The organism is Streptomyces sp. NPDC006691, assembly GCF_042869955.1.
GTDB lineage: Bacteria > Actinomycetota > Actinomycetes > Streptomycetales > Streptomycetaceae > Streptomyces.
In genome coordinates, this window is sequence record NZ_JBIAGW010000004.1 from 46311 (window position 1) to 62104 (window position 15794).

Annotated in this window: 12 protein-coding genes; 10 read left to right on the forward strand and 2 right to left on the reverse strand. The window is 72.7% G+C overall.

All coding sequences use genetic code 11. The features are described 5' to 3' along the window. Positions 1-9 precede the first annotated feature (9 nt). The 7 genes from ACFYNP_RS10280 (at position 10) to ACFYNP_RS10310 (ending at position 9891) form a co-directional block, all read left to right on the forward strand. The gene (locus ACFYNP_RS10280) at positions 10-1239 is read left to right on the forward strand and encodes a PP2C family protein-serine/threonine phosphatase (protein ID WP_388419123.1); all 1230 of its coding nucleotides are present in this window, start codon (positions 10-12) and stop codon (positions 1237-1239) included. A gap of 334 nt (positions 1240-1573) precedes the next feature. Further along, positions 1574-2122: a DUF4142 domain-containing protein gene (locus tag ACFYNP_RS10285; protein ID WP_388419121.1), complete on the forward strand. Its 549-nt coding sequence runs from the start codon at positions 1574-1576 to the stop codon at positions 2120-2122. Between the two features lie 277 nt (positions 2123-2399). Continuing rightward, the gene (locus ACFYNP_RS10290) at positions 2400-3200 is read left to right on the forward strand and encodes a SigB/SigF/SigG family RNA polymerase sigma factor (RefSeq protein WP_388784406.1); all 801 of its coding nucleotides are present in this window, start codon (positions 2400-2402) and stop codon (positions 3198-3200) included. Positions 3201-3875: 675 nt separating this feature from the next. After that, positions 3876-5153 (forward strand): MFS transporter, encoded by a 1278-nt coding sequence (locus ACFYNP_RS10295; protein ID WP_388784408.1) that lies wholly within the window; start codon positions 3876-3878, stop codon positions 5151-5153. Further along, complete coding sequence (locus tag ACFYNP_RS10300; protein WP_388784409.1) at positions 5150-7027, forward strand: S9 family peptidase; 1878 nt, start codon at positions 5150-5152, stop codon at positions 7025-7027. Before ACFYNP_RS10295 ends, ACFYNP_RS10300 begins: the two co-directional genes overlap by 4 nt. A 208-nt stretch (positions 7028-7235) precedes the next feature. Then, a complete protein-coding gene (locus ACFYNP_RS10305; protein WP_388784410.1) occupies positions 7236-9173 on the forward strand; it encodes a RiPP maturation radical SAM C-methyltransferase in 1938 nt (645 codons plus the stop codon). 40 nt (positions 9174-9213) lie between these two features. Further along, complete coding sequence (locus ACFYNP_RS10310; RefSeq protein WP_388784411.1) at positions 9214-9891, forward strand: DUF5825 family protein; 678 nt, start codon at positions 9214-9216, stop codon at positions 9889-9891. Positions 9892-10004: 113 nt separating this feature from the next. Here the strand turns inward: ACFYNP_RS10310 and ACFYNP_RS10315 are convergent, their stop codons facing one another. Continuing rightward, positions 10005-11132 (reverse strand): YihY/virulence factor BrkB family protein, encoded by a 1128-nt coding sequence (locus tag ACFYNP_RS10315; RefSeq protein WP_388784413.1) that lies wholly within the window; start codon positions 11130-11132, stop codon positions 10005-10007. A 360-nt stretch (positions 11133-11492) separates the two neighbouring features. Here ACFYNP_RS10315 and ACFYNP_RS10320 point away from each other — a divergent pair, with 360 nt between their 5' ends. The 3 genes from ACFYNP_RS10320 to ACFYNP_RS10330 all read left to right on the forward strand — a co-directional run bounded on the left by ACFYNP_RS10320 (position 11493) and on the right by ACFYNP_RS10330 (position 15022). Next, entirely contained in the window at positions 11493-13556 is a 2064-nt protein-coding gene (locus ACFYNP_RS10320; RefSeq protein ID WP_388784414.1) for an ATP-binding protein, read from the forward strand. Positions 13557-13685: 129 nt separating this feature from the next. Further along, the gene (locus ACFYNP_RS10325; protein ID WP_388410836.1) at positions 13686-14270 is read left to right on the forward strand and encodes a sigma-70 family RNA polymerase sigma factor; all 585 of its coding nucleotides are present in this window, start codon (positions 13686-13688) and stop codon (positions 14268-14270) included. Continuing rightward, entirely contained in the window at positions 14267-15022 is a 756-nt protein-coding gene (locus tag ACFYNP_RS10330; protein WP_388784416.1) for an anti-sigma factor domain-containing protein, read from the forward strand. The genes ACFYNP_RS10325 and ACFYNP_RS10330 overlap by 4 nt, the downstream gene beginning before the upstream one ends. Here the strand turns inward: ACFYNP_RS10330 and ACFYNP_RS10335 are convergent. Continuing rightward, positions 14946-15746, reverse strand: a complete 801-nt coding sequence (locus tag ACFYNP_RS10335) for a class I SAM-dependent methyltransferase (RefSeq protein WP_388785254.1) — start codon at positions 15744-15746, stop codon at positions 14946-14948. The genes ACFYNP_RS10330 and ACFYNP_RS10335 overlap by 77 nt on opposite strands. Between the last annotated feature and the right edge of the window lie 48 nt (positions 15747-15794).

Sequence of the window (15794 nt, forward strand, 5' to 3'; positions counted from 1 at the left end):
TGGTCGGCCGTGAGCACGCAGTACGCCGAAGAACCGGGCAGCGGGGAGCGGTTGCTGGAAGAGCTGCTCGCGCAGGCACACAGTGCGGCCCCGATGGACCTCCCGCTCCTGGTCAACCGCTGCGCCGAGGCGTTCGGCCTGGGCGAGATCGCCATCCATCTGACGGACATCCAGCAGCGCAGCCTGGTCCCCCTGACCGAGGGGCTTCCGACGCTGGACATCGACGCGTCCGTCGCGGGCTGGTGCTACCGGACGGTGTCCTTGCGGGTGGAGGACGTGGAGGGCGGCCTGCTGTGCGTCTGGCTGCCCGTGGTGGACGGGGCCGAGCGCCTCGGCGTGCTCGGCGTACGCGCGCGCTCCGTGGACGCGGTGCGGCTGCGCCGCTGCCGGATGCTGGCCGGGGTGATCGCCATGGCCATCACCTCGAAGCGCGCCTACAGCGACAGCTTCGCCCGCCGGGCCCGCGCCGAGCGCATGCAGCTGCCCGCCGAAATGCTCCGCGCCTTCCTGCCGCCGCGCACCATCGGCAACGACCACGTGGTGTCCACCGCCGTGCTCGAACCGGCGTACGAGATCGGCGGCGACGCCTTCGACCATTCACTCACTCAGTCCACCCTGCACGTGGCGATCCTGGATGCCATGGGCCACGACCTCGCCTCGGGCCTGACGACCTCGGTCGCCCTGGCAGGATGCCGCAGCGCCCGGCGGGCCGGCCTCGGGCTGCTCGACCTGGTCGACACCATCGACCAGGCGCTCGCCCAGTGGCTGCCCGACAAGTACTGCACCGGCATCCTGACCCAACTCGACCTGGCTTCAGGGGTGTTCAGCTGGACCAACTGCGGTCACCCGCCCCCTGTGCTGATCCGGGCCGGCCGGGTCGTTGACGGTGCCCTCGAACGCACCCCTCAGCCGCCCATGGGTCTGCCGGCCCGGTTCGGCAAGGGCGCCCGGGACCTGCACGAGACGGCCCTGGAACCCGGCGACCGCGTCCTGCTCTACACCGACGGAGTCACCGAGGCGCGCACCCCGGGCGGCGGCGAGTTCGGCATGGACCGCTTCACGGACTCCATCATCCTGGCCACCGCCTCGGGCGAGCCGCCCGCGGAGTCACTGCGCCGGCTCATCCACGCCATCCTCGACAGCGAGGACAGCGATCTGCGGGACGACGCCACCATGCTGCTCATCGAGTGGTGGCCTCCCACGGTCCGGCCCACCCAGCACATCGCCCGGGTGGGCTGAACCCGCGGGCCGGGCAGCCGAACCGCCGGGGTGAGTCCGGTATGGGGCAGGCCGGCCGTAACCCGCTGGGCGGGGAACAGGAACGCCGCGGGGCTGCCCGAAGGCGACGAGGAAGGACACCCCCTGACGTACGGAAGGTCGCCGCGGTCTGCGTGGTGGGCAACGGGGCGTTCGGGTGGGTCTCCGGCCGGTGGTCACGCGGAGTGATCTGGAGAGGCGCGCTGTACAGAGCGCGCCTAGGATGACGAGGGTCGGGCCCTGCCCGGACAGGCGCCGAGCGCGGTCCGGATGCCGAAGCGGCCCCTACCCGATCCACGGACACGTGGAGGTACCCATGCGCATCACCCACATCGCCACGACGGCCGCCGCCGCGGCGCTGGCCCTCACCGGAACCACGGCCGCCTTCGGTGCGGCCAGCCCCTCCGCCACCGCGGACGCGGTGTTCCTCCAGGCCATCCACCAGGGCAACCTGGCCGAGATCGCCGCGGGCAAGGACGCCGCCACGCACGCGAGCGGCAGCTGTGTGAAACAGGTCGCGGCCATCATCGTGCGCGACCACACCAAGCTCGACGCCAAGGGCGCGGCACTCGCCAAGACCAAGAACATCTCGCTGCCGAAGGAGCCCACCGCGGCTCAGCAGAAGTCGCTGTCCGCGCTGAAGCCGATGAACGGCACCGCCGCCTACGACACCGCCTGGCTCAAGGTCCAGAGCAGCGGCCACCAGCAGGTGCTCGCGCTCATCGACAAGGAGCTCAAGTCCGGTACCGACAGCCAGATCCAGGCCGCCGCCAAGGAGGCGCGCCCGATCGTCGCCGAGCACCTGAAGATGGTGGAGGGCGGCACGTGTCACGCCACGGCGAGCAGCAGCCCGTCCCCGCAGTGACGCCGCTGCCCGCACCTGTTCCGCGCCCCCTCGCCCTCACGGGTGAGGGGGCGCGGCGGTGCCGGCAGCGGCGGATCCGCTCAACCCGGCACGGGGGAGCGGTCGTTGGGCCTGAGGACTGTTTGGGTGGCCGGGTGGCGGGCAGGCGCGGTGTGTGCTTCGGACCGGAGGCACGCCCGCGGAGTTCCACCCTGCCGGGGCGTGCCGCATCCGGGTGCGTCCTGGGCGGAGTCCTGCGGGGCCGTGGGAGCCGACCCGACGTCCAAGGAGTTCCGTCATGCCGACCACCGTGCGCACCCGTACGAGGAACCACGACGACGCGCCCGACACCCTGGAGGCCTTCTCACGCCTGGCGGCGCTCGAACCCGGCCCGGCGCACGACGCCCTGCGGGACGACCTGGTGGCGCGGTGGCTCCCGATGGCCAGGCGGCTCGCCGGCAGGTACCGCAACCGCGGCGCGGAACTGGAGGACCTGTACCAGGTGGCCGCGATGGGCCTGGTGAAGGCCGTCGACCGGTACGAGGCGGCGCGCGGCGCCTTCGAGTCGTACGCGATCCCGACCATCGACGGCGAGCTGAAGCGGCACTTCCGGGACCATCTGTGGGCGGTCCATGTCCCGCGCCGCGTCCAGGAGTTGCGCAACAAGGTCCGTATCGCGCGGCGCGACCTCCAGGACGTGCGGCCGGGCGAGCCCACCATCGGTGAGCTCGCCGCCCGGTGCGGGATCGACGAGCAGGACGTACGCGAAGGCATGGAGGCGCTTGAGTCCTACCGCAGCCTGTCGTTGGACGGGGAGTCCCGGAGCTCCGACGGGGACGGGCTCGCCCTGGCCGACATGCTCGGCGCCCCCGAGCCCGCCTTCGACACCGTCGTCGACCGTGAGGCGGTCAAGCCCGCCCTCAGGGCGCTGCCCGAGCGCGAGTGCCGGATCCTGCACATGCGGTTCTTCCAGGACATGACGCAGCATCAGATCGCCACCGAGCTCGGCATCTCGCAGATGCACGTCTCACGTCTGCTCAGCCGCACCTGCGCACGCATCCGCAGTCAGGCGCTCGCGGAGTACCGGGACGCCGCCTGACGGCCCAACTGGTGGCTGTACAGCTGTAGTTGATCACTGCGGGATGGCAGTCCGGGGTTCCGTGTGCGCCGGGCGTCCGTCGCCCGGCACGCTCGTTTCCGGCCAATGAGTCCGCTGGACGGAACCGTTCCGCGCGCGTGCCCTCGGCGGGTGTCCGGGGGCGTGGCGCCGCTCGGGGCGGTCGGGCGCGGCGGTGCTCCGGTCGTGGTGCGGCCGGAACACGGCGGCGGCCACCGGTTCGCCGCCGGGAAGGTGCATATGCCGGACGGAGTGCACGAACCCGCCACCAGGGGCTGGGCGTTCGCCGCCGCGAAGCGGGGCGCGGGGGAGTGGAAGGTGTGTTCGGGGGCCGGCCGTGCGGACGCGGTCTTTCCGTTTCGTCCCTTTGGGGTCGGCCGATGGACGGCGTGAACCACCGATCAAGTAATCGGTTACTTTGCCCGGCCCTTACAGAGTTCGATTCCGGCCTCGGTGCCGCAGCTCTTGTGAGCCGAGCGGGCGCCTGGTTAGGCTCCCGCTCGTTTCGATTCCTGCACATATTCTTCGCAACTTGACCAACTGTGGGGTGGCTGTGCGCGAACCTGAGTCCCTGGGCCTGCCAGGGACCTCTTCAGGGGCGGGACGCTGATGGCCCCCGGCGCCACGGCCGCCGGACGACGGGCGGCCCGTCGGCCGGTGTCCCGTGACGTCCGGCTGTTCTGGTGGGCGAGCGCCTCCGACGCCCTCGGCACCCAGGCCTCCGGCGTCGTCCTGCCGTTGCTGCTCCTCGGGCTCGGCCACTCGGCCACGACGGTCGGCCTTGTCGCCGGTGTGTCCACCGCGGCCGGACTGCTGCTCGCCCCCTTGGCCGCCGTCCCCGCCGACCGGGGGGCGCGCAAGCCCGTGATGTTCTGGTCGGCGACGATCTCGGCCCTCGCCATGGCCGGGGTGACGGGGGCGGTGGTGACGGGGGAGCCTCCGCTCGCCCTCGTGCTCGGCGCGGTCCTCGTGGAGCGGTTCGCGACCGCCGTGTACGAAGCGGCCGCGGCAGGCACCGTGGCCATGATCGCCCCTCCCGAGGACTCCCCCCGCGTGGTGGCCGGGTTGTCGGCGGGGGACCAGGGCGCGCTGATCCTGGGCCCGGCGCTCGGCGGCGCTCTCTACCAGGTCGCCCGCGCCCTGCCCTTCCTCGCGGACGTCGTCTCGTACGCCGTCGCCGCCGCGTGCGTACGGGCGCTGCGTTCGGACCTGCGGCCCGAGCGTCGCCCCGACCCGCAGACCGCGACGGACCCCTCGGCGCAGGCGCTCGAAGCGACCGCGGATCCGGTGCGTGGAGGCTCAACACCCCTGCCCGGCAAGGGACTTGTGCGGCGAACGCGGAACGAACTCGGCGCCGGGCTCGCCCTCGTCCGTACCTCACCCTTCCTCCGGCTCGTGGTGACCTGGACCGCCACCGTCAACGGGGTGATCGTGGCGCTCTATTACGGCGCGGTCTTCACCCTGCAAAAGGGCGGACACGGTGGCGCGCCCATGGGTCTGGTCCTGGCGCTGTCCGGAGCCGCGGGGCTCGCCGGGTCGCTGGCCGCACCGCGTGTGGTGGGGCGGATCGGTGCCGCGCGACTGCTCGTGACGGTGACCTGGCTGCTCGTCCCGCTCGCCGCCGGTCTCGCCACCGCCGACGGGCCCTGGACCTACGGGGCGCTGTTCGGGGTGTTCTGCCTGCTGATGCCACTCGTCGCGGTAGTGCTCCAGTCCCGCGCCCTCCAGGAGACACCACCCTCGCTACAGGCCCGCACGGGCGCCGTCCTCGCCAGTGCCGCCGGCGGCTCCGCCGCACTCGCGCCGGTCGTGGCCGGGGTGTTCGTGACCAGGCTCGGGACGGCCGCGCCCGCCGTGGTCTGCGCCGGGCTGCTCGCCGCCCTCGCCCTGCACACCACCGTCGTACGGTCACGGCTGACGGGGGCGACGGCATGAGCAGGAGCTACCAGGTCTACCGCGCGGCCCTGCCCGAGGTGTGTGCCGCGCAGCCCGCCAAGATGGTGTTCACCGCCGACGCCGACGGCCGCTGCGAGGTGTTCACCTGGGACGCCGACACCCGCACGGCCCGCCGGGTGACCGACCGCCCGCACGGCACGCTGCACGGCGCGATCGACCGCGACGCCCGGGTGTGGTGGTTCGACGAGGACGAACACGGCGCCGGACGCTGGCGGTTCCAGCCGTTCGAGGGCGGCCCCGATCTGCCGGGACTGCTCGGCGTGCCCGAGGGCGAGCCGCGCGGCCTCGCGGTGAGCGACGGCGCACGCGTGGCCATCGGGCTCGGAGCCGCCCGCTCCACCGCCGTGTACCTCGGCCCGCGTGGCGGCGCCGCCCGTGAAGTGGCGCGCGTCGACGGGCACGCCACCCTGTCCGGCATCACCCCCGACGGCCGCCTGCTCGCCCTGAGCGGCGCGGCCGGCTCGGCACGGGCGGTGACCGTACTCGCCGACGACGGCACCCCGCGCGCCGTGCTCACCGGGGACGGGCCCGAGGGGCGACTGTGGGCGCTGGGCTTCGCGCCCACCGCCGAGCGCGCCGAACTGCTGCTCGTCCGGGAGGTCAACGACCGCTATCTCCTGGCGAGTTGGCGACCGGGCGTCGGAATCGTCACCCACTCGTGGTGCTCCTTCGACACCGAGATCACCGCCCACTGGCACCCCGGCGGGGCCTCGCTCCTGGTCCGCCAGGATCGGCACGGCCGCAGCATCCTGCACCGCGTACACCTCGCGGAGCGCACCGTCGAGCCCGTACCGACCCCGCGCGGGACCCTCCTCGACGCGGCGCCGCGGGCCGGATCCGATGTGCACCTCCTCTGGACGGACACGGCGACACCGCCCCGCATGATCTCCACCGCGGGCACCGGGCTGCCCCCGACGCACGGAATCCCCGAGCGGGTGCCCGGCGAGCACCGGGACCTGTGGACCCCGGGTCCCGACGGTCCCGTGCACTCGCTGCTCAGCCTGCCCGAGGGCCGTACCGGCGCGGTCCCCGCGGTGTTCCTCGTGCACGGCGGCCCCGCCGACCACGACCGGGACGCCTACGACGGCGTGGTGCACTCCCTCGTCGCCTCCGGCTTCGCCGTCGTACGCGTCAACTACCGCGGCTCCACCGGCTACGGTCCTCGCTGGCGGCGGGCGTTCGGCGAGGGCGTCGGGCTCACCCAGGTCGCCGACCTCGTCGCGGTCCGCGCCGACCTCGTCGCCCGCGGCCTCGTCCGCGCGCGGGAGACCGGACTGTGGGGTACCTCCTGGGGCGGCTATCTCGTGCTGCTCGCGCTCGGCACGCACCCCGGGCTGTGGCAGGCGGGCGTCGCCGTCAAACCCGTCGCCGACTGCGCGGCCGCCCACCGCACCACCACCCCGGCCCTGCGCGCCCTGGACGAGCGGCTGTTCGGCGGCACCCCCGACGAGGTGCCCGAGCGCTACGAGCGCAGCTCGCCCCGCCACTACGCCGCCGGCGTCCGGGCACCCCTGCTGGTCGTCGCCGCCACCCGGGACGCCAAGTGCCCGCCCGGCCAGGTGCGCGACTACCTCGGGGCCCTCCAACTCGCCGGTGTGCCACACGAGTCGATGTGGCTCGACACCGGTCACGACGGCTACGAGGCCGACGACCACGTGGCCGTGCTGCGCCGCGCCGTGGTCTTCCTCGACCGCGAACTGCGCCGGAGCCGGCCCCGTACCACCACCCCCAAGACGCCCCGCTCCGACCGGAGCGGGGATTCCGGACGGGAGCGCTCCCCAGCGCCCGCCGGAGCACGCAGTACCCACACAGAGAGGAGTTCCGGCCATGCAGAAGGACATCATCCACAATGACCCGCTCGCGGGTGACGAGGAAAACCGCAAGCCGAGCGTCGGCGTGACCGTCACGGTCCCGTTCCGTAACGCCGAGGACGGCGAAGAGGACTGATCCTCGCCGGCCGGTCCCGTGGCCCGTGCGCCGCGGGACCGGCCGGGCAATACCCCAACTCCGGCCCCCCGGGCCTTGTTCACTCCACGTCTCCGCACATCCCGAGGAGCCGACATGCGTGTTCTGCTGGTCAATATGCCCTGGTCGCCCATCGATCTTCCCTCGCTGGCTCTGGGAATCCTCAAGCGCAGCGTGGACGAGCGCGTGCCCGGCGCCGGCGCCGAAGTCCTGCACGCCAACCTCGAATTCACCGACTGGATCACCGAGCACACCGAATTCACCGCGGACGACTACGAGTACTACGCGCTCTCCTCCTACTTCATGGGCTGCGGCGACTGGGTGTTCTCCTCCGCCCTCTACGACGACCCCACCTGGCGGGACGAGGAGTTCGCGGCCGCGATGAAGGGCAAACTCGGCGCGTCGCGGCTGCGCATGTCCCAGGAACTCCACCGCCAGGCACCGGAGTTCGTGGACATGATCGCCCGGCGGATCGTCGCGTACGCGCCCGACGTCGTCGGCTTCACCTCCACCTTCCAGCAGAACACCGCGGCCCTCGCCGCCGCCAAGCACGTCAAGCGGCTCGCCCCGGGCATCGTGACCGTCATGGGGGGCGCCAACTGCGACGGCGAGCAGGGCGAGGCCGTCCACCGCAACTTCCCGTTCGTGGACCACGTGATCCGCGGCGAGGGCGAGGCCGCCTTCCCGCAGCTACTGACCGCGATCGCCGAGGCAGCGGGCGAGGAGACCCTCGCCAAGGTGCCGGGCCTGTGCTACCGCGGCCCCGAGGGCGAGAGCGTCGTCAACCCCATGGCCACGAGCCCGCTGCCGCCGGCCACCATCCTGGCGCCCGACTACAGCGGCTACTTCGAGCGTCTCGGCTCCTCCGTGGCCCGCAACTGGGTCGAGCCCAAGCTGGTCGTCGAGGGCGCACGCGGCTGCTGGTGGGGCGAGAAGCACCACTGCACGTTCTGCGGCCTCAACGGATCGTTCATGCAGTTCCGCTCCAAGAGCCCGGACACGTTCTTCGAAGAGATCATGGAACTCGCCCGCCGCCACCGGGTGCTCGACATGTACCTGGTCGACAACATCCTCGACATGGGATACCTCACCACGGTGCTGCCCCGCATCATGGAGAGCGGCTACGACCTGCGGATGCACATCGAGATCAAGGCCAACATGCGGCGCAGCCAACTGCGTACGCTCGCCGAGGCCGGACTCATCTACGTACAGCCCGGCATCGAGAGCCTCAACAACCGGGTGCTCGACCTGATGGACAAGGGCGTCAGCGGCTGCCAGAACGTGCGCATGCTCCGCGACGGAGCCGAGACCGGCCTCTCCGTGGCCTGGAACTACCTGCACGGCTTCCCGGGCGAGACCGCCGAGGACTACGACCCGGTCATCGCCCAGATCCCCGCGCTCGAACACCTCAACCCACCGGTCGACCGCTCCGCGCGGATCGCCATCGAGCGCTTCAGCCCGTACTTCAACCGGCCCGAACTCGGCTTCGACGGACTGCGCCCCGAGAAGCACTACCGCTTCACCTACGACCTGCCCGAGTCCGAGCTGTACGACCTGGCGTACGTCTTCGAGGCTCCCCAGCGGGGCATCACCAAGCCCACGGTCACCGCACTCAACGACGCCCTCGACGCCTGGAAGAAGCACCATGCCGACGCCCGGCTCACCCACAACGACCTCGGCGACCGCATCGTCCTGGTGAGCCGGCGGCGCACCTTCTCCTGGCGCGCGATGGAGCTGACCGACCCGTTCGAGCTGGCCGTCTTCCGCCTCCTCGACCAGCCGCACGCGATCCCCGCGCTCACCCGCAAGGCCGCGGCCCGCGCCAAGGGTGCCGCGCGCGCGGAGAGCGAGGTGCGCCAACTGCTGGACTCCTGGCTCGCGTTGGGCCTGGTCTTCACCGACGGGGGCCAGTACGTCCACATCGCGCCCTCGGCCGTCAACGAGGACCTGCTGCGCCTCGACTTCATGCGCCACGCACAGGCCGCGCTCGACGCCGACGCACAGCCCGCCCGGCCCGAGCCCGTGAGCGTCTGAGCCCGCGCGGGTCCGACACAGGAGCAGGAGGAACAGCCCGATGAGCACCGCCCTCACCACCGCGATCGAAGCCCTCACGGTCGCCACCTGGCGCGACTACGACCCCGAGGCCTGCACCCTGCCCGGGATGTACCTCGGCGAGCTGGAACTGACCGGCCCCCTGGCCGAGGAGAGCGACCGGCTCTGGGAGCTGGGTGTCCGCCGAGTCCGGCTGCCCGAGGCCATCGACCTGGCCGGCCTCGAAGCCCCGGGGGCGGCCGAACGCGCGGTGCGCGCCCTGAGCCTCGTCCGCGACCTGACGGCCCGGGCCGTCCTGGTCGAATGGAAGCTGCGTCTGGACCCGGCGGCGGCCGACGACACCTGGCGCACGCTCAGCCACCTCCAGCCGCCACAGCTCCTGGAGGGGACCGGGGACGCGGCAGGGGACCTGCGCCGCTGGCGCGACGGCCACTACCTCTGCAAGTGCCTGTGGCGCCAGGGCCCGGGCTTCGTGCAGATCCGCGACCGGCGCTGGGGCGATCTGCGCCGCTTCACGGCCGAGGAGCCGGAGTACCGCCAGACCATCGAGACCCTGGCCTACGGAGCCCCGGCGGCATCGGTGCCCGCCGCCGTGCTGGCCGACTTCCTCGGCGAGCGGCTCGTCCTGGAGGTGGGGGAACTCGCCTGGTGGATGCCGTACCGGGTGAACCGCTGGATCCAGGAGGCCATGGCGATCTGAGCGCGGCCGGGGAGTCGGAGAGTCGGGGGAGTCACGGACGGGCTGCCGCGCGGGTGGCGCGGCAGCCCGACCCGATCGCCGGACACGTCAACTGCCCTGCGGATGGCGCCACTTCACTTGGTGACGGTGCCTCGGCGCCGCCGCACCCGGCGACGCAGCCGCGCCGGCCACTTGCGGGTGTCGCGGGGCTCCACGTACGGCTCCTCGCTCTCGGGGTGACCACCGCTGATCGCGCGCTGGCGGGCCAGCTCGGCGTCCAGTTCAAGGCCGAGCAGGATCGCCAGGTTCGAGAGCCACACCCAGATCAGGAAGATGACGAGCCCGGCGAGCGTGCCGTACGTCTTGTTGTACGAGCCGAAGTTCGCCACGTACAGCGCGAAGCCGCCGGATGCGGCGAGCCACAGCAGGACCGCGAGCAGGCTGCCCGGGCTCAGCCAACGCAGGCCTGGGCCACGGACGTTGGGGGCGCGCCAGAAGAGCAGGGCCACCATGAAGACCATCAGAAGCAGCAGCACCGGCCACTTCGCGATGTTCCAGGTCGCGACCGCCGCGTCGCCCGCCCCGATCGCGTCCCCCGCGCGCTGCGCCAGCGGGCCCGTGAAGACCACGATCACCGCACTGAGCGCGAGCACCACCATCAGCGTGACGGTCAGCGCGAGCCGCAGCGGCGTCAGCTTCCACACCGGGCGGCCCTCCGGCAGGTCGTAGACGGCGTTCGCGGCGCGGATGAAGGCGGCGACATAGCCGGACGCCGACCAGAGGGCCGCGATCAGGCTGACCACCGCGACGATCCCGCTCGTACCCCCGTTGTCCTGCAATTGCCGCACCGCGCTGTCGAGCAGATCGTGGACGGGCCCCGGGGTGAGATGGCCCAGGTTGTCCAGAATTCCGCGCGTGGCCTTCTCGCCTATCACCCCGAGCGTGGAGACGAGCACGAGCAGCGCGGGGAACAGGGACAGGACCCCGTAGTAGGTGAGGGCGGCCGCCTTGTCGGGCAGGTCGTCGTCCAGGAACTCCCGGCCGGTACGGCGCAGGACGGCGAGCCAGGAGCGGGCCGGGAGGTCCGTGGGATCACTGGGTTCGTGGTCCGGTCGGGCGTCGTCCGGCGCGGCCGTGGTCGCGGCGGTGCCGCCCGGTTCCTCCTCCGGCGCCGCGTCCACCGTATGCCGCGCCGAAGGGCCGGCCGGCCGGCCGCGGAACCGGCTCCAGTACGAACTCGGGGTGTGTGAGGCCTCTGTCATGTCTGTCGAGTCCCCGCGAAGACGCTGCTCACGCGTCCGCGACGGTGCGGACTGTTCGTGGTGACTCCCGGTCAGGGGGCGCCACACCCGCGGGGCGCGGCCCGGCAGGGGCGTCACACCCGCGGGGGCGCGTGCTCCCGGTCCGCGTGCTCCCGGTCCGTGGGCGCCCGAACCCGCCTCGACCCGAGCGGTCCGGCTCCACGACGGGCTCCACGGCAGGCTCAGTGACGAACTCGCGGCACATGCGTACGCCTGGTGCGCTCGATGGTGTGACTCCCGGCAGGGGCCGCCGACTCCCCCTGGGGTGGTCCGGTGCGGAACGGCGCACGCCGCCTGCGCTCGTGGGCCACACTGTGCGCCATGGCGGGCATGATTCCTGACGAGACGAGCAGCTTCGTGGGACGGCTGGAGGAACTGCGGCGCGTTGAGCAGGCCCTCTCCGTGCACCGACTGGTGACATTGACCGGAACCGGCGGGGTCGGCAAGACCCGGATCGCGCTACGGGCCGCCGCACGCGGGGCGCCCGGTCATCGCGACGGTGTCATCTGGGCCGAACTGTGGCCGCTCATGGGCAGCGACCTGCTGATCGCCACCGTCGCCGACGCGGCCGGCCTCGCGGACCACACGCCACGGCTGGCCGCCGACGCGCTGTGCTCGTGGCTGGCCGAGCGTGAGGCGCTGCTGGTCCTCGACTCGTGCGAGCACCTCGCGGCCGACTGCCGTCAGCTGCTCGGTGAACTCCTGCGCGCCGCACCGGGTTTGACGGTCCTGGCCACCAGCAGACAGCCCCTGGAGGTCGACGGGGAACATGTGCTGGCCATCGGTCCGCTGCCGGTCGACGGCACGAGCGGGACACACGCGCCCAGCGACGCGGTACGGCTGCTGCTCTCCAGGGCCGCGGAAGCCGCACCCGATGTGGACGTGGACTCCCCGGTCGAGCGGGCGGCCGCCGATGCGATCTGCCGCCGCCTGGAAGGCATTCCACTCGCCCTGGAGCTGGCGAGCGGTCAGCTGCGGCAGCGCCGTCTGACGGATCTGGCCGGGGCGCTCGGTTCTCCGCTCACGGTGCTGAGTGGCGAGCAGAGCGCCCGCCCGCCCCGGCACGCGAGCCTGCGCACCACCATCGGCTGGAGCCATGAGCTGTGCACCCCGGCCGAACGGCTGCTGTGGGCGCGGCTCTCCGTGCTGCGCGGCCCCTTCGATGTGCGAACGGCTCAACTCATGTGCTCCGGAGGCCCATTGAGTCACACAGGCGTCGCTGACGCACTGTCAGGGCTGGTCGTCAAGTGTGTCGTCCAGCGCGACGGCGAGCGCCATCGGATGCTCGACTCCCTCAAGGAGTACGGAGGCATGTGGCTGGCGGAGCTCGGGGAGCGGGAACAGCTGGAGGACCAGCACGCCGCGTACTTCCACGAGGTCGTCCGGCAGGCCGACGAGCGCTGGCTGGGCCCGGAACAGGCCCGTGAGTACCAGCGGATCGCGCAGGCACACCCCGATCTGTGCGCGGCGCTCGACCACCTGCTGACCGAATCCGACAGCGCGGCGGTCGACCTGGCGGGCCGCGTCGCCTTCTTCTGGAGCTGCTGCGGCCATCTGCACGAGGCACGCCACTACCTGGAGCGCGCCCTCGTCGAGAAGCGGGAGCCGGGGCCGGTGCTGACCCGGGCGCTGTGGGCGCTGGGTGTCGTACGGCTGCTCCAGGGGGAACCGGATCCGGCCGCACAGCTGGCCGCCCACTGCGCCAGGGCCGCGGAGGAGGACGAGGACCCCGAGGGGACCCTGGGCGCCGCCTATCTGCTGAGCCTCACCTATCTGATGACCGGCCGGCCCCTGGTCGCCCAGAACCTGGCCGAAAGCGCCCTCGCCGTCGCCCCCGAGGACGACTTCGCCTCCCCCTCGCGCCTGCGGTGCCGTCTGATCACGGTGTTCACGCGGACCGCGCTGGGGGTCTACGACGAGGCGGAGGGGCTCGCCCGGCAGCTGCTCGCCGCCTGCGAGCGGCGTGACGAGGTCTGGACGCGCTCCTATGTCGAGTATCAGCTGTCCTTGATCGCCCTGTTCCAGGACCGGCCCGCGGAGGCCGCGGAGCACGCACGGGCGATGCTGCGGGGGAAGCGCCGCCTCGGCGACCGGTTCGGTATCGCTCTGGGTGTCGATCTGCTCGCGGCGGCCGCCGCCGAGCAGGGCGAGGGCGAGCAGGCCGCCCGGCTCTCGGGCACCGGGCAGACGTACTGGCGCAGCGTCGGGCATCCGCAGCGCGGCACTCCGGAACTGGCCGCGGTACGCGAGCGCACCGATCTGCGGGCCCGCACCGCGATCGGTGACCACGCCTACCGGGTGGCACGCCAGCGCGGTGCCTCCGACACCCGCACCACCCTCGCCCTGGCCCTCGGCCCCGTGGATCCGCCCGCCCCGCCCGACTGAGCCGTCCTCGGCGGGCCCGGTCGACCACGTACGGGGTCCGACGAGGAATTCCCTGCCGGGCGGAGCAAACCTTGGGCGCACCGGCTCCGAATGACTCCTGTAGCGACCTATGTCCAGGAGGATCACCGCGTGAAAGAAGTGGTGCACATCAGCGGAGCCCGCTCCGCCGGGCCCGACCTGCCCGAGCTGCTCGATCGCGTGGCCCGGGGTGATCAGGACGCGTTCAGTTCGCTGTACGACGCGGTGGGCGGTCCCGTCCTCGGACTCGTCCGCACGGTGGTGCGCGACCCCGCCCAGTCGGAGGAGGTCGCCCAGGAGGTCCTCGTCGACGTGTGGCGTACGGCCGCGCGCTACCGGCGGGACCGGGGCAGCGTCATGAACTGGGTGCTGACGCTCGCCCACCGCAGGGCGGTGGACCGGGTGCGCTCGGCGCAGGCGGCCACCGAGCGCGAGCACAGGGCCGCGCTCCTTGAACAGACGCCGGCCTTCGACGACGTGACCGAGCAGGTGGAGAGCCGCCTGGAACGCGAACAGGTGCGTCGCTGTCTGCGCACGCTCACCGAGCTCCAGCGGCAATCCGTGACGCTCGCCTACTACCGCGGCATGACCTACCGAGAGGTGGCCGAGCTGCTCGCCGTCCCGCTGGGCACGGTGAAGACCCGACTGCGCGACGGACTGATCCGGCTGCGCGACTGCCTGGGGGTGGCCGGATGAGCATCGCCGATCTGCACACACTGACCGGCGCGTACGCGCTGCACGCACTGTCGGGGGAGGAGCGGGCCGAGTTCGAACGGCACCTCGCCGAGTGCGAGCCCTGCACCCAGGAGGTGCGCGAGCTCACCGCCACCGCGAGCCGTCTCGGGCTCGCCGTCTCGGTCACTCCGCCCGTCGAGCTCAAGGCCGCGGTGCTGCGACGGATCGCCGTGGTCCGCCAGGACTCCCCGCACCCACCGGCACCGCCCGGCTCCACCAGCAGCCGGCTGCGCCGGGCGCGCTGGTCGCACTTCGCGCTGGCCGCCTGCCTCGCGGCCGCCGCCGGACTCGGCGGCGTCGCGGTCTGGCAGCACCAGCGGGCCGACAACGCGCAGCAGCGGGCGGACGCGGCCCAGCAGCAGTCCCAGCAGCTCGCCGAAGTTCTCGCCGCGCCCGACGCGAAGGCCGCCACCGGCACCCTGAAGGGCGGCGCGACCGGGACGCTCGTGGTGTCCCACAGCAAGAACCAGGCCGTCTTCGTGGCCTCCGGACTGCCGCGCCCGCCGACCGGCAAGGTCTACCAGCTCTGGTTCGACGACGCGGGCACCATGCGTCCGGCGGGCCTGATGAATCCGGCCCGCGGCACCGAGGCGGTCCTGCTGTCCGGTCCGGTCGGCCAGGCCTCGGGCATGGGCATCACCGTCGAACCCGCCGGCGGCTCACCCGCCCCGACATCGGCGCCGCTGGCCGTGATGAGCTTCGCCACGGCTTGAGGAGGTTCTCGACCGGCCGTGCGCGCGGCCGGTCGACCGGCGCCGGGGCTGTCATCGCCCGCCCTCCCGGTTGTGCCGGACCAGCGAGCTGCCGACGGAAGTGGGCGAGCGCCTCGCACAACGGCAGATGGTGGATCGTGGCGACGCAGGTGACGGCGTCGTACGAGCCCGGCCGCGCCTCGGTCAGCGCGTCAGCGACGGCGAAGGTCATGGGGGAGCCGGGCGGGCTGCGTTCCCTCGCGCGAGCGACGATCCCGGGGTCCGCGTCGAGAGCGGGTACCGAGTCGGCGCGCGCGGCGTGGAACCGGTCGAGCGCCGGGAACAAGCGCGGGGTCAGGGTGGTCCTGCCGCGAGTGCGCCTTCCGTGAGGCGTGGAGCGGCGGAGACGGGCCAAGGGGCGCTGGTGCCCGCCCCGCTGACGGCCCGACGAAGAGTCATGCGCACAGCGGAGAGCGGCAGGCCACCCCGGCCCGGGCGGCCCCGCACGCGCTGGTGGCCCGGGACCCGCCGGTGGTCGGGGTGTCCGCGAGCCCGGGGCGACACGCCGCGTCGGCGCTTGCGGTGCGCGCAGCGCGCCAGCAGTGGAGAGTTGAGGTACGTATGCCGCGTACCGGACATCGAGGCCGGTGCTCGGCGGCGCGCCCACCCCGCTCGACAGCCGGTCCACGACCCCACGACCGCAGATCCACCGCCACAACCACCGACACGACGCACAGGTGCCCATGAAATCAAGCAGGCCGGGGCCCACACCCCCGGGTCATCGAGGTCGCGG

Coding starts and splice junctions, on each gene's coding strand:
- ACFYNP_RS10285 (WP_388419121.1), top strand. CDS start 1,574: ATGCGCATCACCCACATCGCCACGACGGCCGCCGCCGCGGCGCTGGCC.
- ACFYNP_RS10290 (WP_388784406.1), top strand. CDS start 2,400: ATGCCGACCACCGTGCGCACCCGTACGAGGAACCACGACGACGCGCCC.
- ACFYNP_RS10300 (WP_388784409.1), top strand. CDS start 5,150: ATGAGCAGGAGCTACCAGGTCTACCGCGCGGCCCTGCCCGAGGTGTGT.
- ACFYNP_RS10305 (WP_388784410.1), top strand. CDS start 7,236: ATGCGTGTTCTGCTGGTCAATATGCCCTGGTCGCCCATCGATCTTCCC.
- ACFYNP_RS10310 (WP_388784411.1), top strand. CDS start 9,214: ATGAGCACCGCCCTCACCACCGCGATCGAAGCCCTCACGGTCGCCACC.
- ACFYNP_RS10315 (WP_388784413.1), bottom strand. CDS start 11,132: ATGACAGAGGCCTCACACACCCCGAGTTCGTACTGGAGCCGGTTCCGC.
- ACFYNP_RS10320 (WP_388784414.1), top strand. CDS start 11,493: ATGGCGGGCATGATTCCTGACGAGACGAGCAGCTTCGTGGGACGGCTG.
- ACFYNP_RS10330 (WP_388784416.1), top strand. CDS start 14,267: ATGAGCATCGCCGATCTGCACACACTGACCGGCGCGTACGCGCTGCAC.
- ACFYNP_RS10335 (WP_388785254.1), bottom strand. CDS start 15,746: ATGGGCACCTGTGCGTCGTGTCGGTGGTTGTGGCGGTGGATCTGCGGT.